Origin of the sequence: Sphingomonas sp. 67-41 (genome assembly GCF_001899725.1) — a bacterium.
Lineage (GTDB): Bacteria > Pseudomonadota > Alphaproteobacteria > Sphingomonadales > Sphingomonadaceae > Sphingomonas > Sphingomonas leidyi.
The window spans coordinates 70367-92071 of sequence record NZ_MKWJ01000025.1 but is presented as its reverse complement, the minus strand read 5'-3'; the positions used below and the strand labels follow the sequence as shown (position 1 = coordinate 92071).

At 66.7% G+C, this 21705-nt stretch carries 22 protein-coding genes; 10 read left to right on the top strand and 12 right to left on the bottom strand.

Translation table 11 applies throughout. The features are described 5' to 3' along the window. Positions 1-123: 123 nt before the first annotated feature. The 8 genes from BGP17_RS18670 to BGP17_RS18635 all read right to left on the bottom strand — a co-directional run bounded on the left by BGP17_RS18670 (position 124) and on the right by BGP17_RS18635 (position 8704). Complete coding sequence (locus BGP17_RS18670; RefSeq protein ID WP_286713116.1) at positions 124-2145, bottom strand: acetyl-CoA carboxylase biotin carboxylase subunit; 2022 nt, start codon at positions 2143-2145, stop codon at positions 124-126. After that, positions 2145-2426 carry a hypothetical protein gene (locus BGP17_RS18665; protein WP_286713114.1) on the bottom strand — a complete coding sequence of 94 codons (282 nt, stop codon included), beginning with the start codon at positions 2424-2426 and terminating at the stop codon, positions 2145-2147. Before BGP17_RS18665 ends, BGP17_RS18670 begins: the two co-directional genes overlap by 1 nt. Next, positions 2423-3424 (bottom strand): biotin synthase BioB, encoded by a 1002-nt coding sequence (bioB, locus tag BGP17_RS18660; protein ID WP_167298759.1) that lies wholly within the window; start codon positions 3422-3424, stop codon positions 2423-2425. Before bioB ends, BGP17_RS18665 begins: the two co-directional genes overlap by 4 nt. After that, positions 3414-4088, bottom strand: coding sequence for a lysozyme inhibitor LprI family protein (locus BGP17_RS18655; protein ID WP_286713112.1), 675 nt, complete (start codon positions 4086-4088; stop codon positions 3414-3416). The genes bioB and BGP17_RS18655 overlap by 11 nt, the downstream gene beginning before the upstream one ends. Next, complete coding sequence (gene scpA / locus BGP17_RS18650; protein ID WP_286713110.1) at positions 4085-6226, bottom strand: methylmalonyl-CoA mutase; 2142 nt, start codon at positions 6224-6226, stop codon at positions 4085-4087. Before scpA ends, BGP17_RS18655 begins: the two co-directional genes overlap by 4 nt. A 109-nt stretch (positions 6227-6335) precedes the next feature. After that, entirely contained in the window at positions 6336-6758 is a 423-nt protein-coding gene (gene mce, locus BGP17_RS18645; RefSeq protein WP_286713108.1) for a methylmalonyl-CoA epimerase, read from the bottom strand. A gap of 3 nt (positions 6759-6761) precedes the next feature. Further along, complete coding sequence (locus BGP17_RS18640) at positions 6762-7169, bottom strand: hypothetical protein (RefSeq protein ID WP_286713106.1); 408 nt, start codon at positions 7167-7169, stop codon at positions 6762-6764. Positions 7170-7177: 8 nt separating this feature from the next. Then, entirely contained in the window at positions 7178-8704 is a 1527-nt protein-coding gene (locus tag BGP17_RS18635) for an acyl-CoA carboxylase subunit beta (RefSeq protein WP_286713104.1), read from the bottom strand. A 161-nt stretch (positions 8705-8865) separates the two neighbouring features. Here BGP17_RS18635 and BGP17_RS18630 point away from each other — a divergent pair, with 161 nt between their 5' ends. Beyond that, positions 8866-10263, top strand: coding sequence for a helix-turn-helix domain-containing protein (locus BGP17_RS18630; protein ID WP_286713102.1), 1398 nt, complete (start codon positions 8866-8868; stop codon positions 10261-10263). A 93-nt stretch (positions 10264-10356) separates the two neighbouring features. Further along, positions 10357-11115, top strand: coding sequence for a class II aldolase/adducin family protein (locus BGP17_RS18625; protein WP_286713100.1), 759 nt, complete (start codon positions 10357-10359; stop codon positions 11113-11115). A gap of 82 nt (positions 11116-11197) precedes the next feature. Here the strand turns inward: BGP17_RS18625 and BGP17_RS18620 are convergent, their stop codons facing one another. Continuing rightward, positions 11198-11998 (bottom strand): DODA-type extradiol aromatic ring-opening family dioxygenase, encoded by an 801-nt coding sequence (locus BGP17_RS18620; RefSeq protein ID WP_286713098.1) that lies wholly within the window; start codon positions 11996-11998, stop codon positions 11198-11200. Between the two features lie 77 nt (positions 11999-12075). Here BGP17_RS18620 and BGP17_RS18615 point away from each other — a divergent pair, with 77 nt between their 5' ends. The 4 genes from BGP17_RS18615 to BGP17_RS18600 all read left to right on the top strand — a co-directional run bounded on the left by BGP17_RS18615 (position 12076) and on the right by BGP17_RS18600 (position 15163). Further along, positions 12076-12588: a (2Fe-2S)-binding protein gene (locus tag BGP17_RS18615; protein WP_167298749.1), complete on the top strand. Its 513-nt coding sequence runs from the start codon at positions 12076-12078 to the stop codon at positions 12586-12588. 121 nt (positions 12589-12709) lie between these two features. After that, the gene (locus BGP17_RS18610; protein ID WP_286713096.1) at positions 12710-13636 is read left to right on the top strand and encodes an RcnB family protein; all 927 of its coding nucleotides are present in this window, start codon (positions 12710-12712) and stop codon (positions 13634-13636) included. A gap of 89 nt (positions 13637-13725) precedes the next feature. After that, positions 13726-14409 (top strand): prolyl hydroxylase family protein, encoded by a 684-nt coding sequence (locus BGP17_RS18605; RefSeq protein ID WP_286713094.1) that lies wholly within the window; start codon positions 13726-13728, stop codon positions 14407-14409. 31 nt (positions 14410-14440) lie between these two features. After that, positions 14441-15163, top strand: coding sequence for a prolyl hydroxylase family protein (locus BGP17_RS18600; RefSeq protein ID WP_286713093.1), 723 nt, complete (start codon positions 14441-14443; stop codon positions 15161-15163). 22 nt (positions 15164-15185) lie between these two features. Here the strand turns inward: BGP17_RS18600 and dapA are convergent, their stop codons facing one another. Next, entirely contained in the window at positions 15186-16067 is an 882-nt protein-coding gene (dapA, locus tag BGP17_RS18595) for a 4-hydroxy-tetrahydrodipicolinate synthase (RefSeq protein WP_286713091.1), read from the bottom strand. A gap of 71 nt (positions 16068-16138) precedes the next feature. On the opposite strand from dapA, the gene BGP17_RS18590 reads away from it, so the two are divergent. The 4 genes from BGP17_RS18590 to BGP17_RS18575 all read left to right on the top strand — a co-directional run bounded on the left by BGP17_RS18590 (position 16139) and on the right by BGP17_RS18575 (position 19632). Next, positions 16139-18145, top strand: coding sequence for a lytic transglycosylase domain-containing protein (locus BGP17_RS18590; protein WP_286713303.1), 2007 nt, complete (start codon positions 16139-16141; stop codon positions 18143-18145). A 118-nt stretch (positions 18146-18263) separates the two neighbouring features. Further along, positions 18264-18740 carry a transcription elongation factor GreB gene (gene greB, locus BGP17_RS18585; protein WP_167298745.1) on the top strand — a complete coding sequence of 159 codons (477 nt, stop codon included), beginning with the start codon at positions 18264-18266 and terminating at the stop codon, positions 18738-18740. Positions 18741-18846: 106 nt separating this feature from the next. Then, complete coding sequence (locus BGP17_RS18580) at positions 18847-19125, top strand: acylphosphatase (protein WP_137864784.1); 279 nt, start codon at positions 18847-18849, stop codon at positions 19123-19125. 126 nt (positions 19126-19251) lie between these two features. After that, the gene (locus BGP17_RS18575; RefSeq protein ID WP_167298744.1) at positions 19252-19632 is read left to right on the top strand and encodes a DoxX family protein; all 381 of its coding nucleotides are present in this window, start codon (positions 19252-19254) and stop codon (positions 19630-19632) included. 35 nt (positions 19633-19667) lie between these two features. On the opposite strand, the gene BGP17_RS18570 is transcribed toward BGP17_RS18575, so the two are convergent. Next, a complete protein-coding gene (locus tag BGP17_RS18570) occupies positions 19668-20585 on the bottom strand; it encodes a DUF2268 domain-containing putative Zn-dependent protease (protein WP_286713089.1) in 918 nt (305 codons plus the stop codon). A gap of 64 nt (positions 20586-20649) precedes the next feature. Next, a complete protein-coding gene (locus tag BGP17_RS18565) occupies positions 20650-21654 on the bottom strand; it encodes a M28 family peptidase (protein WP_286713087.1) in 1005 nt (334 codons plus the stop codon). Positions 21655-21705 lie beyond the last annotated feature (51 nt).

The following is a 21705-nucleotide window of genomic DNA, read 5'->3' as shown; positions in this document are numbered from 1 at the left end:
CAAAGGCTGCTGCAACCCTTCGGGCGGCTAAGACCCCGCCATCCCGGAGGAGTCTTTGTGCCCAACCCGGACAAGGGCGGCGCTGCGTTTGGTTCCGCGGCGTCGCCCGACCCGGTTGGCTCGTCATTCGAACTCGAGGATCGCCGCGTCCACGGCCAGGCTGTCGCCGGGCCCGAAATTCGCCGCCTTCACCACCCCCGCCCGCTCGGCGCGCAGGATGTTCTCCATCTTCATCGCTTCCACCACGGCAAGCGGCTGGCCGGCCTCCACCTTGTCGCCGGGCGCGACATGGAGCCGCGTGAGCAGACCCGGCATCGGCGCGAGCAGGAACCGGCTCATGTCGGGCGGGACCTTCTCGATCATATGGTGCCGATATTGCGCGACATGCGGCGGATGGACTTCGACCAGGTGCGATGCGCCATGCGCCGTCAGCCGCCATGCCGCGCCCTTGCGATCCACCGCGACGCTGAGCACCGCGCCATCGATCTCGGCATCGAGCTGGATGTCGCCGAGCCGCCAGTCGCTGTCGAACGCCACTTCCACGCCGTCGAGGAAAAGCCGGCCGGCATCGGCCGAGATCGCGAACCGTTCGCCGCCGAGCGTCACCACCCGTTCGCCCGGGATCGGCTGGTGCGCCGCGAGCTGGCCGGAGATGCAGGCCGCCCGCTCGGCGCGTTGCAAGTCGATCGCCGCGGCGATCACCGCCAGCCTGCGCTTCAGCGCATCCGACGCGGGCGCACCATGGAAGCCCTCGGGATATTCCTCCGCGATGAACCCGGTGGTGATCGCGCCCGAGCGGAAGCGCGGATGCTGCATCAGCGCCGAGAGGAAATCGATATTGTGGCCGATCCCGTCGATCCGGAACCGGTCGAGCGCCGCCACCTGCAGGTCCGCCGCCTCGTCGCGCGTCTCGCCCCAGGTGATCAGCTTGGCGATCATCGGATCGTAGAACATCGAGATCTCGCTGCCCTCGGTCACGCCGTCATCGACCCGGACATAGCCATGGTCGCCATGGGTGCCCGGGCCGCCATAAGGCGTCTCCTCGCTCGCCGGCGGACGATAGCGCACCAGCCGGCCCGTGGAGGGCAGGAAGCCGCGATAGGGATCCTCGGCATAGACGCGGTTCTCGATCGCCCAGCCGGTGAGCTTCACATCGTCTTGGGCGAAGGCCAGCTTCTCGCCGGCCGCGACGCGGATCATCTGTTCGACCAGGTCGATGCCGGTCACCGCCTCGGTCACGGGATGCTCCACCTGGAGCCGCGTGTTCATCTCGAGGAAGTAGAATCCCGCGCCGCTCTTGTCGGCGCCCGAGACGATCAGCTCGACCGTGCCGGCGCTGAAATAGCCCACGGCCCGCGCCAGCGCGACGGCCTGCTCCCCCATCGCCCTGCGCATCTCCGGCGAGACGAAGGGCGACGGCGCCTCCTCGACCACTTTCTGGTGGCGGCGCTGGATCGAGCATTCGCGCTCGCCCAGATAGACGATGTTGCCATGCTGGTCGCCCAGCACCTGGATCTCGATATGGCGCGGGCTTTCGATGAATTTCTCGATGAACACCCGATCGTCGCCGAAGCTCGCCAGGCCTTCGCGCTTCGTCGCCTCGAAGCCTTCGCGCACATCGGTCTCGCTCCAGGCCAGCCGCATGCCCTTGCCGCCGCCGCCGGCCGAGGCCTTCATCATCACCGGATAGCCGATCTCGTTCGAGATGCGCACGGCATGCTCGGTATCCTCGATCACCCCGACAAAGCCCGGCACGACGTTCACGCCCGCCGCCTTGGCGAGCTTCTTGGACTCGATCTTGTCTCCCATTGCCGCAATGGCTTTGGGCGGGGGCCCGACAAAGGCGATCCCGGCCTCGGCACAGGCCCTGGCGAAGCTCTCGCGCTCGGAGAGGAACCCATAGCCGGGATGGATGCAGTCCGCCCCGGTCTGCTGCGCGGCGAGCAGGATCAACTCGGCCTTGAGATAGCTCTCCGCCGCCGGCGCCGGCCCGAGCCGCACCGCCTCGTCCGCCATCAGCACGTGCGGCGCGCGCGCATCAGCATCCGAATAGACCGCCACCGTGGCGATCCCCATCTTCTTGGCGGTGCGCATCACGCGGCACGCGATCTCGCCGCGATTGGCGACCAGGATCTTCTTGAACATCAGGCCCTCTTAAATCCGAAAAAGATCACCACCAGAACGATGCCGGAGCCGAGGATCGGCGTGAACCATTCGAGCGGCTCGCCAAAGCGAAATCCGGCAACCCACGCGCCGGTCCAGACCGCGGTCAAAGCAAGAATTGCGCGCAAGGCCCGGTCTCGCCCAGACCCTCGCGCCTCGAAATGCCAGCCGGCGCTCCGCATCATGCGTACGCCCAGCCAGAATCCGAGCGCCGACGCCGCGATTATGAACAAACCGGCCAGCAGGCCGAGCCATGGGTTCACTCCGCCGCCTCCAGCTCCACCTTCACCTCTGCCTGCATCGGCTTCACGCCCAGCCGCGCGAACAGCGCAGCGTCCTTGTCGTCGCCGGCATTGCCCGCGGTGAGCAGCTTGTCGCCGGTGAAGATCGAATTGGCGCCAGCCAGGAAGCACAGCGCCTGCGTCGCATCGCTCATGCTCTCGCGGCCCGCGCTCAACCGCACCATGCTCTCCGGCATGGTGATCCGCGCCACCGCGACGGTTCGCACGAACTCGATATCGTCGATCTGCGCCAGCGGCGTGTCCGCCAGCATGTTGCCGAGCACCGTGCCCTTGATCGGCACCAGCGCATTGACCGGCACGCTTCCCGGGTGCACCGGCAGCGTGGCCAGCGCATGGATGAAGCCGACGCGGTCCGGCCGGGTCTCGCCCATGCCGACGATGCCGCCGCAGCACACGTTGATCCCAGCCTCGCGGACATGCTCGAGCGTATCGAGCCGATCCTCGAAGCTGCGCGTGGTGATCACCTCGGCATAGCGCTCGGGCGACGTATCGATATTGTGGTTGTAGTAATCGAGCCCGGCATCGGCGAGCATCCGCGCCTGCTTTTCGCTGAGCATCCCCAGCGTCATGCAGGTCTCCATGCCCATGGCGCGGACGCCCTGCACCATCTCCACGATGGCGGGCATGTCGCGATCCTTGGGGTTGCGCCAGGCGGCCCCCATGCAGAAGCGCGACGAACCATGATCCTTGGCCTGCGCCGCCGCCTGGAGCACCTGGCGCACGTCCATCAGCTTGGTCGCCTTCAGCCCGGTCTCGGCCGAGACCGACTGGCTGCAATAGCCGCAATCCTCCGGGCAGCCTCCGGTCTTGATGCTGAGCAGCGTCGAGAGCTGGACTTCGTTGGCGGCGTGATTGGCGCGATGCACCTCGGCGGCGCGGAATACCAGTTCGGTGAACGGCAGATCGAACAGCGCGGCGATCTCTTCACGGGTCCAGTCGGTACGCACTTCAGCTTTCAAGCGGCTTCTCCAGTTGTTCCATGTGCGCCGCGGCAAGTTGCAGCCAGCATCCGGCGTTGAACCCGCCATAGCCCGATCCGCCCATAGAGTACTGCGTTTCATACAAGCAGCGCGCATCCACATAGGCCAGCCACGTCGTATGGAACGCGTCGAGCGCCTCCACATGATGGCCAGCGATTGCGCAAGGCCCTTCATTCTTGTCGCAGGCGCGCTGCTCTTCGCGGTCCTCCGCAGTCAGTTTAGCGCGGATCGTAGCGATTTCGGCATCCAGATCATGCTGGACCGCAATGGTCAGCGCACCCGAGCAGAAATTGAATACGACCTGCGAATATTGCCCGCATTGCACTAGCGCTCGACCGACCCGCGCGCTGGCCATACCCTTCGCGCGCCACAACGCAAGCGCTTCGGAAAAACGGCAATCCTCGTTCACCACATAAGCCGTGTCCGGGCAGCGCCCGAGATAGTCCCCCGCCGCCGCCTTGGCCGCAATGATCCGGGCTGGGGTTTCGCCCGCCGCCACGCGTCGATCGATCTCCCGGCGATCCGCCCTGTCCTTAGCCCGTGACGCCTCGACCATCGGGTCTTGACTCATCGCGTCCTGCGCCGCGGCCGGGCGCACCAGGCAGAACAACGCCAGCAGGACCAGGGCAGCGCTGCGGATCACTCTGCGGCTTCCTCCACGGGCGGCATGTTGTGGCCGAGAAGCCTCAGCACCTCTTCGGCGGCTTTGACAAGGTTGGTGCCCGGCCCGAAGATCGCCTGCACCCCCGCCTCGCGGAGGAACTCGTAATCCTGCGCCGGAATCACCCCGCCGGCGACCACCTTGATATCCGCCCTGCCCGCATCCTGGAGTTCGCGGATCAGCTCGGGGATCAGCGTCTTGTGCCCGGCGGCGAGGCTGGAGGCGCCGACCACGTCGACATCGCTCGCGATTGCCAGCGCGGCGGCTTCCCGCGGGGTCTGGAACAACGGGCCTGGAACCACTTCGAAGCCCAGGTCGCCGAACGCCGACGAGACGAGATTGGCGCCGCGATCATGCCCGTCCTGCCCCATCTTGGCGACCAGCATGCGCGGCTTGCGGCCCAGCCGGCGCCCGGTGGCGTCCACGCCGTCCTTGAGCCGCGCCCAGACCGCGTCGTCGGCATAGGCGCCGCCATAGACGCCCTGCACCGGCGTCGGCTGGGTGGCGTAGCGGCCGAAGCCCGCTTCCATCGCCGCGCTGATCTCGCCCAGCGTGGCGCGGGCGCGCGCCGCATCGACGGCGAGCTCGAGCAGGTTCCCGCTGGTCCGGGCGCCTTGCTGAAGCGCGAACAGCGTCTTCTGGCAGGCCGCCTCGTCGCGTTCCGCCTTGACCCGCCTGATCCGGGCGATCTGCGCCTCGCGCACGGCGTGGTTGTCGACATCGAGGATGTCGATCGGCTCTTCCTCGGCCTTGCGGTACTTGTTGACGCCGACGATCACCTGCTCGCCGCGGTCGATCCGCGCCGCCGTTGCCGCCGCCGCCTCCTCGATCATCGCCTTGGGCCAGCCCGCGGCCACGGCCTTGGCCATGCCGCCCTCGGCCTCGACCCGCTCGATGATCTCCCAGGCCTTGTCGACCAGCTCCTGGGTGAGGCTCTCGATATAATAGCTGCCGCCCAGCGGATCGACGACCTTGGTCATCCCGGTCTCTTCCTGGATGACGATCTGGGTGTTGCGCGCGATCCGGGCCGAGAAGTCGGTGGGCAGCGCGATCGCTTCGTCGAGCGCGTTGGTGTGCAGGCTCTGCGTGCCGCCCAGCATCGCCGCCATCGCCTCGATCGTGGTGCGGATGACGTTGTTATAGGGATCCTGCTCGGTCAGCGACACGCCGCTGGTCTGGCAGTGCGTGCGCAGCATCTTGCTGCGCTCGTCCTTCGCCTCGAGCCGGGTCATCACCCGGTGCCAGAGCACGCGCGCTGCCCGCAGCTTCGCGATCTCCATGAAGAAGTTCATGCCGATTGCGAAGAAGAAGCTCAAACGCCCCGCGAACTTGTCGATATCCAGGCCGCTGGCGACGCCGTACTTCACATATTCCATGCCGTCGGCGATGGTGAAGGCGAGCTCCTGCACCTGCGTCGCCCCGGCCTCCTGCATATGGTAGCCGGAAATCGAAATACTGTTGAATTTCGGCATGTTCGCGCTGGTATATGCGAAAATGTCCGAAATGATCCGCATGCTCGGTTCGGGCGGGTAGATATAGGTGTTGCGGACCATGAACTCCTTGAGGATGTCGTTCTGGATGGTCCCGTCGAGCAGGCTCTTGTCGACGCCCTGTTCCTCGCCCGCGACGATGAAGAAGGCGAGCACGGGGATCACCGCGCCGTTCATCGTCATGCTGACGCTCATCTGATCGAGCGGGATGCCGTCGAACAGGATCTTCATGTCCTCGACGCTGTCGATCGCCACGCCGGCCTTGCCCACATCGCCGGTGACGCGCGGATGGTCGCTGTCATAGCCGCGATGCGTGGCGAGGTCGAAGGCGACGCTCAGCCCCTTCTGCCCGGCCGCGAGGTTGCGGCGGTAGAAGGCGTTGGATTCCTCGGCGGTCGAGAAGCCGGCATATTGGCGGATCGTCCAGGGCCGCCCGGCATACATCGAGGCCCGTACGCCGCGGGTGAACGGCGCGAAGCCCGGCAGGCCCGGATCGAGATGCGCGGTGTCTTCCGCCGTGTAGAGCGGCTTGACGTCGATGCCCTCGGGCGTGTGCCAGGTCAGGTCCTTGCCCTTGACCTCCTTGGCCGCGAGGGCCTGCCAGCCGGGCAGATTGGGTTTATCCGTCATCGCAAAAACTCATCGTCATCCCCGCGAAGGCGGGGGCCCAGGGTAACAAAGCTACGTCCCGTTTGGCTCTGAATCCCCACCTTCGCGGGGATGACGAAGAAAGGGGTGCTCAATGCCCTTCCCCTTTCGGCGTCTCCATGATCTCGGTCAGCACCCCGCCCATGTCCCTGGGGTGGACGAAGAAGATCGGCGTGCCGTGCGCGCCGATGCGCGGCTCGCCGAGCACCTTGGCGCCCTTCGCCTCGAACCAGGCCTTGGCTTCGTGGATGTCGGGCACTTCGTAGCACAGGTGATGCTGCCCGCCCGCCGGGTTCTTCGCCAAGAAGCCGTGGATCGGCGAATTCTCGCCCAGCGGCTCGATCAGTTCGATCTGGCTGTTCGGCGTGTCGACGAAGCAGACCTTCACGCCCTGCGCGGGCAGATCGAAGGGCTCGCGGATCACCTGCGCGCCCATCACGTCGCGGTAAAAGGCGATCGACGCGGCAATCGAGGGCGTCGCGATGCCCACATGGTTGAGGCGGCCGAGTTTCATCATTCACCTCCGAACATCGAAGAGCAGCCCTCGAATGTGGGAATCGAGATCCGGTATTTTCCCAGCACCAACATCCGTTCTCATCAGTGTTATTATTCGGGCAAGCTCATCGAAATTTTCGCTGTTCACCCGTTGGTGATCCGCCGAGAAGCGGCCCAAAGCAGCCACGACGTCCACAGAACCAAACAGCGCGATCCTGCTCTTGGCTTCGATCATTCCCGACACTGCCAGCCAGCGAGCCTCGGAATCGGGCTTCGTAGCCCCAGAACCCGCCAAGCTCTTCAAGAACAGAATGTAAGCTTCATACTTGCTGTCACTGAGGAACTTGCGGTGCTGCCAAAATCTCTGAAGCAGTGCGCCGATTAAGACGCCGGCGAAACCGATAATTCCCGTGATGGCAGCGCTCACCATGTCCGATCTCACAGCGGAATATTGTCATGCTTCTTCCACGGGTTCTCGAGCTGCTTGTTGCGCAGCTTGCGGAGCCCCAGCGCCACGCGCCGCCGCGTGGAATGCGGCATGATAACCTCGTCGACAAAGCCCTTGCTCGCCGCCACGAACGGGTTGGCGAAGCGTGCCTCGTACTCCGCAGTGCGCTCGGCGATCTCCTCGGGCGTCTTGCCCCGGAAGATGATCTCCACCGCGCCCTTGGCTCCCATCACCGCGATCTCGGCGGTCGGCCAGGCATAGTTCAAGTCGCCGCGCAGGTGCTTCGACGCCATCACGTCATAGGCGCCACCATAGGCCTTGCGGGTGATCACGGTGATCTTGGGCACCGTCGCCTCGGCATAGGCGAAGAGCAGCTTGGCGCCGTGCTTGATGATGCCCGAATGCTCCTGGCCGACGCCCGGCAGGAAGCCCGGCACGTCGACAAAGGTAACGATCGGGATCTCGAACGCGTCGCAGAAGCGCACGAAGCGCGCGCCCTTCTTGGACGAGTTGATGTCGAGGCATCCGGCCAGCACCATCGGCTGGTTCGCCACCACGCCCACCGTGCGCCCCTCGATCCGGCCGAAGCCGATCAGGATGTTGCCGGCATGGCTCGGCTGCAACTCGAAGAATTCGCCCTCGTCGAGCGTCTTCCGGATCAGCTCGTGCATGTCGTACGGCTGGTTCGCGCTCGGCGGGATCAGGGTGTCGAGGCTCGGTTCCGCGCGATCCCAGGGATCGTCGCACGGCCGCTCGGGCACTTCCTCGCGGTTCGAGGCGGGAAGGAAGTCCACGAAGTCGCGGGCCGCGAGCAGCGCCTCGATGTCGTTGTCGAAGGCCACATCGGCGACCCCCGACTTCGTGGTATGCGTCACCGCACCACCCAGTTCCTCCTGCGTGACGATCTCGTTGGTAACGGTCTTCACTACATCCGGGCCGGTGACGAACATGTACGACGAGTCCTTCACCATGAAGATGAAGTCGGTCATCGCGGGGGAATAGACCGCGCCGCCGGCGCACGGGCCCATGATCAGCGAGAGCTGCGGCACCACGCCCGATGCCAGCACGTTGCGCTGGAACACCTCGGCATAGCCGCCGAGCGATGCGACACCTTCCTGGATGCGCGCGCCGCCGCTGTCGTTCAGCCCGATCACGGGGGCGCCGACCTTAATCGCCATGTCCATGATCTTGCAGATCTTCTGCGCGTGTCGTTCGCTGAGCGAGCCGCCGAACACGGTGAAGTCCTGGCTGAACACGAAGACGAGGCGGCCGTTGATCGTGCCCGATCCGGTGACGACGCCGTCACCGGGGACGATCTGGTCCTGCATGCCGAAGTCGACGCAATTATGCTCGACATACATGTCGAGCTCTTCGAACGAGCCCTGGTCGAGCAGCACTTCGATCCGCTCGCGCGCGGTGAGCTTGCCCTTGGCGTGCTGCGCGTCGATCCGCTTCTGCCCCCCGCCCAGGCGGGCGGCGGTGCGGCGGCGTTCCAGTTCCTCGATCGTCGACGACATGCGGTTCCCCATTGGATAGCGGCGGCTTCTGCATCCGGACATGCGGCGACCGCAAATGCAATGTTGCGAAGTTGCGAGCAGCTGGTTTGCAGATATAGTGCGGATATGCGCAGATCGCTTCGTCCCGCTCCCTCGCCACCCCTCCCTGCCGGGAAGCGGATGTGACCCCTCCCCGCCGGCGCCTGTTCGAAGGGTTCCGCCTGCGCGAGCTGCGTCGGCGCACGGGGCTGAGCCAGGCGGCGATGGCGGGGCGGCTCGGTATCTCCGTCTCCTATCTCTCGCAGATCGAGAATAACGACCGCCCGATCACCGACATCGTCCTCGTCGCCCTCAGCCGCGAATTTCCGCTCGAGGCGTTCGGCGACGTCGATGAGAGCGCTTCTTTGCTCCGCACGATCGATGCCGCCACCGATGCCGGCGTCCCGGCAGAGCGCATGGGCGAGGCCGATGTGCGCCGCGGCATCGAGCAGCAACCCTTGCTCGCGAAACGCATGGTCGCGCTGCACGAAGCCTGGCGGCGCAGCCAGGAGCAGCTCCGCGTGCTCGACGACCGCTATGACAGCGGCTCGACCGACGCCGCCCCGCTCCCCTGGGAGGAGGTCCGCGACTGGTTCCAGGCCGAGGGCAATTATATCGATGCGATCGACCGGTCGGCGGAAACGCTCGCCGCCGATCTCGATCCCCACCGGCCGAACCGGGGCCTCGAGGATCGCCTGCGCTGGCATGGCGTGCAGGTCGTGGCGGAGGATGGCGACGGCAGCGAACTGAGCCGTTTCGATCCCCGCGCACGCCGCCTTGCGGTCAACAGCGCGCTCCCGCCGGAAAGCCGGGCCTTCCTTCTCGCCCACCGGCTGGTCCGCTACGAGTTCGAGAACGAGATGCGGCAGGTTGTGGAGGATTCCGGCCTCGCCTCCCCGGCTTCGCGCGAGCTGCTGAGCATCGGGCTGGCCAATTATGCCGCCGGCGCGCTGCTGATGCCGTACGGCGCATTCAGGGACACCGCGCGCGAGGTCCGCCACGACATCGATCGTCTGCGCCAGCGCTTTGGCGCAAGCTTCGAGCAGGCCTGCCACCGGCTCTCGACGCTCCAGCGCCCGGGCGCACAGGGGCTGCCCTTCTTTTTCTGCCGGGTCGACATGGCCGGCAACGTCACCAAGCGCCATTCCGCCACGCGCCTCCAGTTCGCGGCACTTGGCGGCGCCTGCCCGCTCTGGATGGTGCACGAAGCGGTGGCGATCCCGGACCGCATCCTCGTCCAGCATGCCGAGATGCCCGACGGCACGCGCTACGTCTCGATGGCCAAGGGTCTGGTGAAGCCCTCGGGCAGCTATGCCCGCCCCCCGCGCCGCTATGCCGTGGCCCTGGGTTGCGAGGAGTTGCATGCTGCGGACTTCGTCTATGCCGACGATCTCAGGCCCGGCGGCGCGGCCACGCCGATCGGTACCAGTTGCCGCATCTGCCCCCGCCCGGATTGCGACCAACGCGCCTTCCCGCCCGCCGCCTCGGCGATCGCGATCGATCCGGACCGGCGCAGCGTGGTGCCCTATGGCTTTCGCTGAGGTTCCGCACACGCTTGCCGGGGCGGGAATCATTGCTCCTTCCCCCCGAACCATGGCATACCCGATCCACGAAAAAGCCTTGGGAGAGGTATGATGGCCACCGCGCTGCGCAATTCCACCATGACCGAAGCCGAGTGGGAGGCTCGCCAGCAGCTCGCCGCCTGCTACCGCGTATTCGACATGCTCGGCTGGTCCGAGATGATCTACAACCACATCACGCTCAAGGTGCCGGGCGAGGAAGGCGCCTTCCTCATCAACCCGTTCGGGCTGCACTTCAGCGAAGTGAAGGCGTCGAACCTCGTCAAGATCGACATCGACGGCAACAAGCTCGACGACTCGCCCTATCCGGTGAACCGCGCCGGCTTCGTCCAGCACGCGCTGTTCCACCGCCACCTGCCCGATGCGCACTGCATCGCGCATACCCACACCACGGCGGGCATGGCGGTCGCCAGCGTCGAAGGGGGTTTGCGCCCCACCAATTTCTATGCCTGCAACTTCGCCGGCCAGATCGCCTATCACGATTTCGAGGGTGTGACGGTGCGTGACGAGGAAGGCGAGCGGCTGCTCGCGCACCTGGGCGACAAGCGCGTGATGCTGCTCCGCAATCACGGCATCCTGGTGATGGGCAGGACGGTGCCGGAGGCGTTCATCAAGCACTGGTCGCTCCAGCGCGCCTGCGAGATCCAGATCGCCACCGCCAGCATGGGCGCGCCGATCACGGTCCCGGACGAAGTCGTCGCCGTCCATCAACGCGACCTCCACATGGCCCAGGTTCCCGGCGGGCCCGGCGCGGCCGATTTCGCGGCGATGGTGCGGCTGGTGGACCGGACCGACAAGAGCTGGCGGGAATAGGGGCCGGCACTCCGCGACCCCGAACGTCCTCCCCCGGCCCTTTGCCGGGGGGACGATAGCGTATCGGGAACGGACCTGACGCTTATCCGAACCGATAGCCGCTTACCGTCCATCCCAGCACGTGATCGCGATAGTCGCGCACCGCCGGCCCCTCCCCGCCCGCGCCCAGCGCGACCATCAGCGGCAGGAGATGCTCCTCGCGCGGATGGGCGAAACGGGCGTGGGGCAGCCTGTCCCAGGCCGCCACCCGTGCGGCGCGCCTTGCCGGATCGGGGTCCGTCACTGCCTCGGTCAGCGCTTCGTCCCACATATCGGCATAGGGCGTCACCTGCGGCCCGCGGGCGCGCAGATTGTGGAAGCTCATCCCCGAACCGACGATCAGCACGCCCGCATCGCGCAGCGGGGCAAGCGCCCTGCCCAGCGCGATGTGGTCGGCCGGATCGAGATCCTTGCGCAGCGACAGCTGGACGAGCGGGATATCCGCTCCGGGTACCGCCACCATCATCGGGATGAAGACGCCGTGATCCCAGCCGCGTTCGCGCTCCTCTCCGACGGGGAAGCCGGCGCCTTCGAGCAGCGCCTTCACGCGCTCCGCCACTTGCGGGGAGCCCGGCGCATCCCAGCGCAGGCGATAGGTATGTTCCGGGAAGCCATGATAGTCGAACAGCAGCGGCTGCCCATTGCCGGCATGGACGGTGACGACCTCCTCTTCCCAATGCCCCGAGACCAGCAGGATCGCCTCGGGCCGCTCGGGCAGCGAGCCGATCAGCCCGGCGAGATAGGCCTGCATCGGCCGCCACATCGGATCGGGCGGGCCGCCATCCGGGTCCATGAAGAAGCAGGGGCCGCCGCCGTGCGGAATGAAGAGTGCGGGAAGTGTCATGCCGCCGATGTCGGCCCCGGGGCATCCCGGCGCAATGGCGGTTTCGGAAACGGCGCGTTTCCCGCTACACCCCCGGCATGACTCGCTTCACCGTCAACAACCAGCCGGTCGCCTACAAGATGGATCCGCGCACGCCCCTGCTCTGGGCGCTGCGCGACGCCTCGAACCTCACCGGCACCAAATATGGCTGCGGCACCGGCGATTGCGGCGCCTGCACGGTCGATGTCGACGGCACGGCGCGCCTGGCATGCCAGGAGACGATCGGCGCGCTCGAGGGCACGTTCGTCACCACGATCGAGGGCCTGTCCAGGGATCGCAGCCATCCGGTGCAGCAGGCGCTGATCGCGGCGAACGTGCCGCAATGCGGCTATTGCATCCCGGGGGTGGTGATGGCGGCCGCGGTGCTGCTGCGCGGCAACAGGAACCCCAGCGAACAGGACATCAAGGACGCCATCCCCAATATCTGCCGCTGCGGCATCTATCCGCGACTGGCGGAGGCGATCCAGAACGCCGCTCGCATCGCCCGTGGCGACGTCGCCGTGCCCGAGGCCGGGCATGACGCGCCGGGCGCCCCCCAGGCCGGACCCTGAATTGTTTCAAATGCTTTCAATATGCTGACAGGCGAATTCAGAGTCGCGTCAGTTGCCGGGGCCTAAGGAGGGGATACCCCCGAAAGCCCGGCGCGTTGCCGGTCCCAGCGGAGACATTCAGATGAAGAAGACCTTGCTCGCGGCGATCATCGCCGCAACAGCCCTGGTCCCGCCGGCACTGGCGCAGGAACGCGGGCATCGCTGGGGCGGCGGCGACCGTTCCGGCGGCAATGCGGGCGCCGCGCAGCCGGCCCAGGATCGCGGCGACCGCGGCGATCGCGGGGATCGCGGGGATCGCGGCGGCGACCGTGGCGGCTGGCGCCAGTCCCCGGGCCAGCCGCAGCAGCCCGCGCAACCCACGCAGCCGCGCCCCGAATGGAACGGCGGCGGCAATACGCCTCCCAACGGCTGGAACCGTGGCGGCTGGAATCGTGGCGGCGACCGTCCGCAGCAGCCCGGCGGCGGCCAGGTTTCCCCGCCCCAGGATCGTCCGCAGCAGCGCTGGGACGGCAATCGCGGCGGCAACGACCGTCGCGACTGGAACCGCGACGGCAATCGCGGCGGCCAGTGGGACCGCGGCAATCCCAATGGGAACCGCGACCGCAACTGGAACAACGATCGCCGCGGCAACGACTGGAACCGCAACAATGATCGCGGCTGGAACGACCGCAACCGCTGGGACAACAATCCCCGCGGCGGCTGGAACCGTGGCGGCTGGCACGGCAACGATCGCGGCCGCTGGAACAATGGCTGGCGCAACGACCGCCGCTACGATTGGCGCGACTATCGCAACAGCAACCGCGGCATCTACCGCCTGCCGCGCTATTATGCGCCGTCGGGCTGGGGCTATGGCTATCGCCGCTTCACCATCGGCTACACGCTGAACTCGATCCTGTTCTCGTCGCAATACTGGATCAACGATCCGTATTATTATCGCCTGCCGGAAGTATACGGCCCGTATCGCTGGGTGCGCTACTATAACGACGCGCTGCTGGTGGACGTCGAGACCGGCGAGGTGGTCGACACCATCTACGACATCTTCTGGTAAGCAAGCCCGCATCTTACCAGAAACGGGAGGCTCGGCCCATCAGGGCCGGGCCTCTTGCTTTTGGCTCCAGCCCCCGCATGCTGGCGGCGATGACGAGCCCCATGGCCCCCGATCCCGTCCGCGCCGAAACCGGCCGCCGCGCCACCGCCCGGCTCGAGGCGAATCCGCTGGTCCACCACGCCGGGCTCGATGCGCTCCAGCTCTATCACCTGCCCAATTTCCTCAGCCGCACCGAGTGCAAGGCGCTGATCCGGATGATCGACGCCGATGCGAAACCCTCGGTGGTGCTCGCGCAATATCAGGAGCCCGGCCTGCGCACGAGCTATACCTGCGATCTCGAACGGCAGGATCCGGAGATCCGCCGGCTCGACGCGCGCCTCGCCGATCTGCTGGGCATTCCCCTCGATCACGGCGAGCCCATCCAGGGGCAGCGCTACGCCATGGGCCAGCAGTTCCGCGCCCATTGCGACTGGTTTCGCGACGATGTGGACTATTGGCCCGAGATGAAGGCACAGGGCGGCCAGCGCATCTGGACCGCGATGATCTACCTCAATGACGTCGAGGAGGGCGGCGAGACGTGGTTCCCCCGCGCCGGCATCCGCCTCACCCCCACCCGCGGCCTGCTGATCGCCTGGAACAACCTGGCCGCCGACGGCAGCCCGAACGACGCGACGCTGCACGAGGCGCGGCCAGTGCTCGGCGGCACCAAGTACATCATCACCAAATGGTTCCGCGAACGCCCCTGGACCCCCACCGGCGCCCGGGCCTATTGACCGCGAGCCCCGCAGGCGCAAATTGGCCGTCGTGAGCAAGAATATCGGCAGAGTATCGGGAACGCCCTCCCCCAATCGCGCGCGCATCGGCCGCGAGGTGGTGGCGAAGCTGGAGAACAACCCGCACATCAGGCGCGCCAAGGTGGAAAATGCGCAGATGTTCACCTATCCCGATTTCCTGAGCGAAGCCGAATGCGACATGCTCGTCGCCCTGATCGAGGCGGCGGCACGCCCTTCCACGCTGCTCGCGATGCACGAGGATCCCGAGTTCCGCACCAGCAGCTCGACCGATCTGGACCGCTGGTCCGAGGAAATCTGGCCGATCGACGACCGCATCGCCAATGTGCTCGGCCTGCCGCCGGCGAATGCCGAGACGATGCAGGGCCAGCGCTACACGCCCGGCCAGCAGTTCCGCGCGCATTGCGACTATTTCCACGAAGGCGCGGAATATTGGGACAAGATGGTCGAATATGGCGGCCAGCGCACCTGGACCGCGATGATCTATCTCAACGAAGTCGACGAAGGCGGGGCGACCTGGTTCCCGCGCGCCGGCGTGCGGTTCAAGCCCAGAAAGGGGCTGATGCTGATCTGGAACAACATGATGGAGGACGGCACGCCGAACTACGACACGCTGCACGAGGGCATGCGCGTGCTCGAGGGGACGAAATACATCGTCACCAAATGGTTCCGCGAGAATGCCTGGATCCGCGGCCATGTGCCGACCTATTATGCCGGCGGAGAGCAGCGGACCTGACTTCCCAGGAAAGGCGGGGAGCCTAGATCAGCCCGGCACGCGCCAGTGCCGCATCGACTGCCTTGCGGCTCGCCTCGCCCGCCGGAGTCATCGGCAGGCGCAGCTCTTCGGGAAAACCCGGACGAACCCGCGTCAACGCATATTTCACCGGACCCGGCGAGGCATCGGTGAACATCGCGATGTGAAGGGGATAGAGCCGGTCGTGCAATGCGAGCGCCCGCGCGGTATCCCCCCCCGCCCAGGCCGCCTGGAATTCCGCACAGAGCCGTGGCGCGACGTTCGCCGTTACCGAGATGCAGCCGGTGCCGCCCATCGCGTTGAAGGCGAGCGCGGTCTCGTCGTTGCCGGAAAGCTGGATGAAGTCATGCCCGCAGCCGGCGCGCTGCTCGGTCACGCGGGCGAGCGCACCCGTCGCGTCCTTGACGCCGAGGAACTTGCCCGGAAACGCCTTGACGATCCGCGCCATCGTCGCGGGCTGGATGTCGGTCACCGTGCGGCCCGGCACATTGTAGAGCACGATCGGCAGGTCGGTCGCTTCGGCCACGGCCTCGAAATGGCGGAAGATGCCTTCCTGGCTGGGCCGATTGTAATAGGGCGGTACCATCAGCGCCGCATCGGCGCCCGCATCCTGCGCGGCCTTCACATTCTCGATCGCGACCAGCGTGTCGTTCGAGCCCGCACCTGCGAGCACGGGCACGCGGCCCTTCGCCTGGTCGGCGCAGACGCGGACGACTTCGAAATGCTCCTCTTTCGGCATCGTCGCCGCCTCGCCGGTGGTGCCGCACGGCACCAGCGCGGCAGAGCCTTCGGCAATCTGCCATTCAACTAGCGCGCGATAATCTTCCTCCGCGAAGCTGCCGCCACGGAACGGCGTCACCAGCGCGGGAATGGAGCCCGAAAACATGGTCCCAGAATCTTCCTTAATTCCCCAATTCGGGGCTGGCAGATAGGGGCGACACGCGTATCATGTCCAGTATGCTTGCTCCGCTACTCAAAAGTGCGTTGCTGTTTGCCGGCGTTTCGGGGCTCGCCGTCTCTTCGCAGCTCACGCAGGAACAGATCCAGTGGTACAAGGTGGCGCTGGAAGCCGGCGTCCCCCGCGTGCCGCCTCCCTATATCCAGGCCAACCAGCTCGCCGATGCGCTGGTGGAATGGAAGCGACTCCAGCAGTCGGACAATTATCCCTTTTCCGACTATGCCAATTTCCTGCTGCTCCATCCCGGCTGGCCCGGCGAGAAGAGCCGCCGCGCCGCCGCCGAGACCGTGCTGGAAAGCGGCACCTGGGCGCCCGGCCTGGTCATCCGGTATTTCGAACGTTTCCCGCCGCTGACCGCCGCCGGGCGCACCCGCTATGCGGAGGCGCTCGCCGCCTCGGGCCGCCGCGCCGAAGCGGAGGAGCAGGCTCGCCGCGCCTGGCGCCACGGCGTCCTGCGCCCGCGTGACGAGACGGCTCTGCTCGCCGGCTTCTCTTCCGCGTTCACGCCGGCGGATCACGATGCGCGGATGGACATGCTGCTCTGGGCCGGCGCGCTCACTGCCGCGCAACGCCAGCTCGCCTATGTCTCCCCCGGCATGCGCCCGGTGTTCGACGCCCGCATCGCCTTTCGCACCAAGGCGCCGGACGCCGATGCCAGGGGCGCCGCCGCCCTCGCCATCGGCCGTGCCAATCCGGGCTTCATCGCCGATCGTGCGCTATGGCTGCGCGACACCGGCCAGAGCCCGGCGATGCGATCCTATCTCGCCCAGCCGCGCCAGCTGGCCTCCTATCCCGGCGATGCCGAGAAATGGTACGAGGCGCTGCTCACCGGCGCGCGGGGCGCCCAGTCGGACGGCCAGTTCAGCCTGGCATATCAGATCGCCAGCCAGGTCGATGACGCCTTCCCGCCGGGCACCGACATCAGCGAACAGCCTCTGGGCGAGCGCGACGACTATACCAGCCTCACCTGGCTGGCCGGTTCGGTGGCGCTCAACAATCTCGGCCGGGCGCGCGATGCGGTCGGGATGTTCGATCGCTACGGCCATGGTTCCAAGACGCCGACCACCCAGTCCAAGGGCTTCTATTGGGCCGGTCGCGCCGCCGAGGCTTCGGGCGACCAGACGGCAGCGACGCGTTTCTATGGCAAGGCAGCGGGTTTCCCCGACGTGTATTACGGCCAGCTCGCCACCGAACGGCTGGGCCAGCCGCTGAAGCGCCCACCCGATTTCAACGCGAAGGTCGCCGACCCGGCGGTCCGCGATGCCTTCTTCAAGAAGGAAACGGTCCGCGCCGCGCAGCTGCTCGGCACGATGGGCAATCGCCAGGACCAGGGCCTGTTCATCCGCCAGATCGCCAATGACGCGACCAGCGATACCGATCACATCCTCGCCGCCGAGCTGAGCCGGGCGATCGGCCGCCCGGACCTGGGCGTGCTGGTCGGCAAGAGCGCGCTGCAGAACGGCCTGTCCGACTATACCGCCGCGGGCTATCCGACGGTGGCGGTGCCGGCATCGCAGCAGGATTACTGGACGATCGTCCACGCCATCGCCCGCCAGGAGAGCCAGTTCGATCGCGATGCGGTGAGCCATGCCGGCGCGCGCGGGCTGATGCAGCTGATGCCGGGTACCGCGCGCGAAGTCTCGACCAAGCTCGGCATGAGCTACAATCCGGGCTCGCTGAACTCCGATACCGATTACAACATTCAGCTCGGCTCGACCTATTTCCAGCGGATGTACAATCTCTACGGCAGTTATCCGCTGGCGATCGCCGCTTATAATGCCGGCCCCGGCAATGTGAACAAATGGATCGCCGCCAATGGCGACCCGCGCCTGCCGGGCGGCGACATCGTCCAGTGGATCGAGAAGATCCCGATCTTCGAGACCAAGAACTACGTGCAGCGGGTGATCGAGAACGCAGTGGTCTATGATCTGCTCAACCCCGAGCGCTCGCGCTCGAAGGGGCCGGCGAACACGAGCTGGTATCTGGGGAAGAACAAGCCGGGCTGAGGCGCTTGCGCCGCCTCGCGCCATCCAGCCAAGGCGGGGTCCAGGTCGCCAACGACTGGGTTCCGTTACGCCGGATCTCCGCCTTCGCGGGGATGACGGTTTGGGCTACGGGTTAGGAATGGACCGCCCCAACTATATCACCCCGGCAGGCTATGCCGCGCTCCGGGCCGAATATGACGCGCTCTTCGCCACCGAGCGCCCCGCCCTGGTCGAGACCATCTCCTGGGCCGCCGGCAATGGCGATCGCTCGGAGAATGGCGACTATATCTATGGCCGCAAGCGCCTGCGCGAGATCGACCGGCGGCTGGGCTGGCTGTCGAGGCGGATGAAGGCGGCCAAGGTCGTCGATCCGGCGCAGCAGGCGGACAAGAGCCGCGCCTATTTCGGCGCCACCGTCACCATTGCCGACGAGGACGACAATCACCGCATCCTCACCCTGGTCGGCGACGACGAGGCCGATGCCGGCAAGGGCCTGGTCGGCTGGAACGCCCCGATCGCGCGCGCGTTGCGCGGCGCCGGGATCGGTGACCTCCGCCGGGTGATGCTGCCCGGCGGGGAGCGCGAATATGAAGTGATTGCGATCACTTACCCCTAGCGCGCGACGAGCCGCGCCTTCGCCCGATTCCCTCGCATCTTCAAATTGATAGAGTTGCATCCAGGCCGAAGGGATGCGGCCGGGTAAAAAATGGGCGTGGGGACATATGACGGCACAGCGTATCTATGTGTCGGGGCGCGTGCAGCGCGTCGGCTATCGCGACTGGGCGGTGCGCCTTGCCAAGCAACTGGGCGTGCGGGGTTGGGTTCGCAACCTGAATGACGGACGGGTGGAATTGCTTGCCGAGGGCGATGACGAGGCGCTGACCTCGCTCACCGAAGCCTTGCGGGAAGGCCCGCCCATGGCGGTGGTCGATCATGTCGAGGCCTTTCAGACGGCAGGCGACAAGCACGCCAAGGGCTTCACCAAGCGCTTCACCGCCTGAGAGCCGGGGCAGCGCGCGCCTGGAAACGATCGGTTTCCGGGGCGTCGGTTGACCGGATGGGCATGAGATGAAACATTTCAGCCTCGAAACGGCGCGCAGGGGCGTGTCCGGCGAGGAGAAATGTCCATGCCCATTCCCGCAAGCTGGTCGGCCCGGCTGCTGAGCGTCCTGCGCATCGTCGCCGGGCTCGGTTTCCTGCAGCACGGCGTATCGAAGTTCTTCGGCCTGCCGCCCTTTCCCTATCCGCTCAACCCGATGCTCTATGCCGCGGGCACGATCGAGCTGGTCGGCGGCGCATTGCTGGTGATCGGCCTGTTCACGCGTCCGGTGGCGTTCATTGCGTCGGGCATGTGCGCGGTCGGCTATTTCATCGCGCATTTCCCGAACGGCTTCTTCCCCGCCGCGAACGGGGGCGAGGCGATCATGCTCTATTGCTTCGTCTTCCTCTACCTCGCGGCCGCCGGCGGCGGCGCGTGGAGCGCGGACGCGGCGACCAGAAAGGCCTGAGATCGAACGCTGACCGTGCCGGCAACCCGGCGCGGTCAGCAGCGATAGGCCGCCAGCGCGGCCTCGAGCTTCGCCTTCACCTGCTCCGGCGGCAGCCTGGCCAGCGCATCGAGCGTCATCGTGTCGCCCAGCTGCCTGGCCAGCACATAACCCAGATAATAGCCAAAGCGCGGCGGCCAGCCGCCCTGCGCCTTTCCGCCCCTGCCGAAGAAGAAGGTCGCATAGTCCTGCTGGTCGGTCGACCCCAGCTTGGTGCGCACCAGGCACATCGCCTGGGCGAGCTTCGGCTCCACCTCGGGGCGGATCGGGCGCGGGAAGGTGAGCAGCAATGCCCGGTCGTCCGCTCCCGGGTTCATCCGCGCCGCGACATAGACGGCCAGCCCTTCCTGCCAGAGCGAGCACCATAGCGCCGGGCAATCCGGGAAATATCTTGCGTGGTGGAAATGGAACAGCTCATGGTCGAGGAAAGGCCCGATCGTGCCGCCGTCATGGATCCTGGCGATCATGTCCGCCCCGAAGATCGCCACCGTCCTTCCACGGAGTTCGCGCGTGCCGCCGTCCATCTCGCCCAGCGAGTGGATCAGGTAGATCGGCATGGTGGGCGCATAATCGGGAAAGACGCTGCGAAAACGCGCATTGGCCGTCGCATAGGCCCCGGTGAAGTCGCGCGCTGCGGCCAGCAGCTTGTCGCGCGTCGCCGGATAGCCCTCCAGCGCCTTCTGGACGCGCGCGTCATACTGCGCCTCGGTGGCGCCGAAGCGCGGTTCGTAGAATCCCGGGAGCAGCGCATCGAACTTCGCCCGGAATGCCTTCACGCGCTCGGCGGGCGGCATGGCCGTGCTCGCCGTCGCGAAATCGTCGAACGCTTCGACCTGGGACTGGAGGGCCGGCGCCTGCGCCGCGGCCGGTGCCGCCGCGAACAACGCGGCCGCCAGAAGGATCGATCTCGTCACCGGGGCCCCTTTTCCATCCGCATCACCAATGCAATGCACCATGTCGCATCCGGCGAAGCAAGCGTCAGCGCCAGTCGCGCAGCATCCGCGCCAGCCCCGCGGTGACCCGGGCGAGCCGTCCGTAATCGATCTTGTCGGGAGTATCCTCCGGCGTGTGATAGTGCGGATAGCGGAACGGCGCGGTGTCGGTTATCATCAGCGCGGGCACGCCGATCTCGCCGAATGCCCAGTGATCCGACCAGTCGATCCCCTGCACGAAGCCCGGCGCGGTGCCCCCGACGCTCGGGAAGCGCGCAACGGCGCGGAACGCCCCCGTCGCCCGCCGCACCAGCGGCCGCGCCGAAACGGGCCCGACAAAGGCGACGAAGTTGCCCGTGTCCGGATAGAGCTGCGCGAGCGGAAACGGGTAGTGCTGGCTGCCGCGTTCGTCGCGATAGAAGCCCATGGTTTCCAGCGAGAACATCGCATCGGGCTTCTGCCCCTTCTCCGCAAGCGCCAGCGCATAGACCAGGCTGCCCATCCGGTCGGTCTTGAAGAAGGGCGGCTCCTCGTTGGCGAAGAAGGCCAGTCGGATGCGGACATTCGCCCGGCCGCGCAGATCGCCGAGCAGCCGCCCCAGTTCGAGCAGCGCCGCGGTGCCGCTGCCATTGTCGTTGGCGCCCGGCGCCGTGAATGCACTGTCGTAATGTGCCCCGACCACCAGTGTCGGCGCCCCGGGGGAAGCCGGCTCGATCACCGCTTCGAGATTGACCGCGTGCCCATCATCGAAGGGTTGACGCAGAACGGCATGACCCTGCCCGGCAAGCGTCCGCTCGATATAGGCCGCGGCGGCGGCATAGGCCTCTGGATGACCGACATTGTGCGGCTTGCCGGCGATCGCGACGACATGACCGTGCAACCGCCCCTCCAGGTCGCGTTCCTCCGGCGTCGGCGGTGGCAGCGCCCCCCGCCACGATGTGCCGGGCACCGCGGTCATCCACATCAGCACCGCCACCGGCAAGGCGAAGAGCAGCCCCACCAGCGCCAGCGCGCTCAGCCGGATGCCATGCTCCCGGATCCATGCGCGCATCGCCTCTCCCCCTTCGCCGCGAACGCTACCGCGCGGTTCGGGGACCGTCTA

Coding starts and splice junctions, on each gene's coding strand:
- BGP17_RS18670 (WP_286713116.1), bottom strand. CDS start 2,145: ATGTTCAAGAAGATCCTGGTCGCCAATCGCGGCGAGATCGCGTGCCGC.
- scpA (WP_286713110.1), bottom strand. CDS start 6,226: ATGACGGATAAACCCAATCTGCCCGGCTGGCAGGCCCTCGCGGCCAAG.
- mce (WP_286713108.1), bottom strand. CDS start 6,758: ATGAAACTCGGCCGCCTCAACCATGTGGGCATCGCGACGCCCTCGATT.
- BGP17_RS18640 (WP_286713106.1), bottom strand. CDS start 7,169: ATGGTGAGCGCTGCCATCACGGGAATTATCGGTTTCGCCGGCGTCTTA.
- BGP17_RS18635 (WP_286713104.1), bottom strand. CDS start 8,704: ATGTCGTCGACGATCGAGGAACTGGAACGCCGCCGCACCGCCGCCCGC.
- BGP17_RS18625 (WP_286713100.1), top strand. CDS start 10,357: ATGGCCACCGCGCTGCGCAATTCCACCATGACCGAAGCCGAGTGGGAG.
- BGP17_RS18620 (WP_286713098.1), bottom strand. CDS start 11,998: ATGACACTTCCCGCACTCTTCATTCCGCACGGCGGCGGCCCCTGCTTC.
- BGP17_RS18615 (WP_167298749.1), top strand. CDS start 12,076: ATGACTCGCTTCACCGTCAACAACCAGCCGGTCGCCTACAAGATGGAT.
- BGP17_RS18610 (WP_286713096.1), top strand. CDS start 12,710: ATGAAGAAGACCTTGCTCGCGGCGATCATCGCCGCAACAGCCCTGGTC.
- BGP17_RS18605 (WP_286713094.1), top strand. CDS start 13,726: ATGACGAGCCCCATGGCCCCCGATCCCGTCCGCGCCGAAACCGGCCGC.
- dapA (WP_286713091.1), bottom strand. CDS start 16,067: ATGTTTTCGGGCTCCATTCCCGCGCTGGTGACGCCGTTCCGTGGCGGC.
- BGP17_RS18590 (WP_286713303.1), top strand. CDS start 16,139: ATGCTTGCTCCGCTACTCAAAAGTGCGTTGCTGTTTGCCGGCGTTTCG.
- greB (WP_167298745.1), top strand. CDS start 18,264: ATGGACCGCCCCAACTATATCACCCCGGCAGGCTATGCCGCGCTCCGG.
- BGP17_RS18580 (WP_137864784.1), top strand. CDS start 18,847: ATGACGGCACAGCGTATCTATGTGTCGGGGCGCGTGCAGCGCGTCGGC.
- BGP17_RS18575 (WP_167298744.1), top strand. CDS start 19,252: ATGCCCATTCCCGCAAGCTGGTCGGCCCGGCTGCTGAGCGTCCTGCGC.
- BGP17_RS18565 (WP_286713087.1), bottom strand. CDS start 21,654: ATGCGCGCATGGATCCGGGAGCATGGCATCCGGCTGAGCGCGCTGGCG.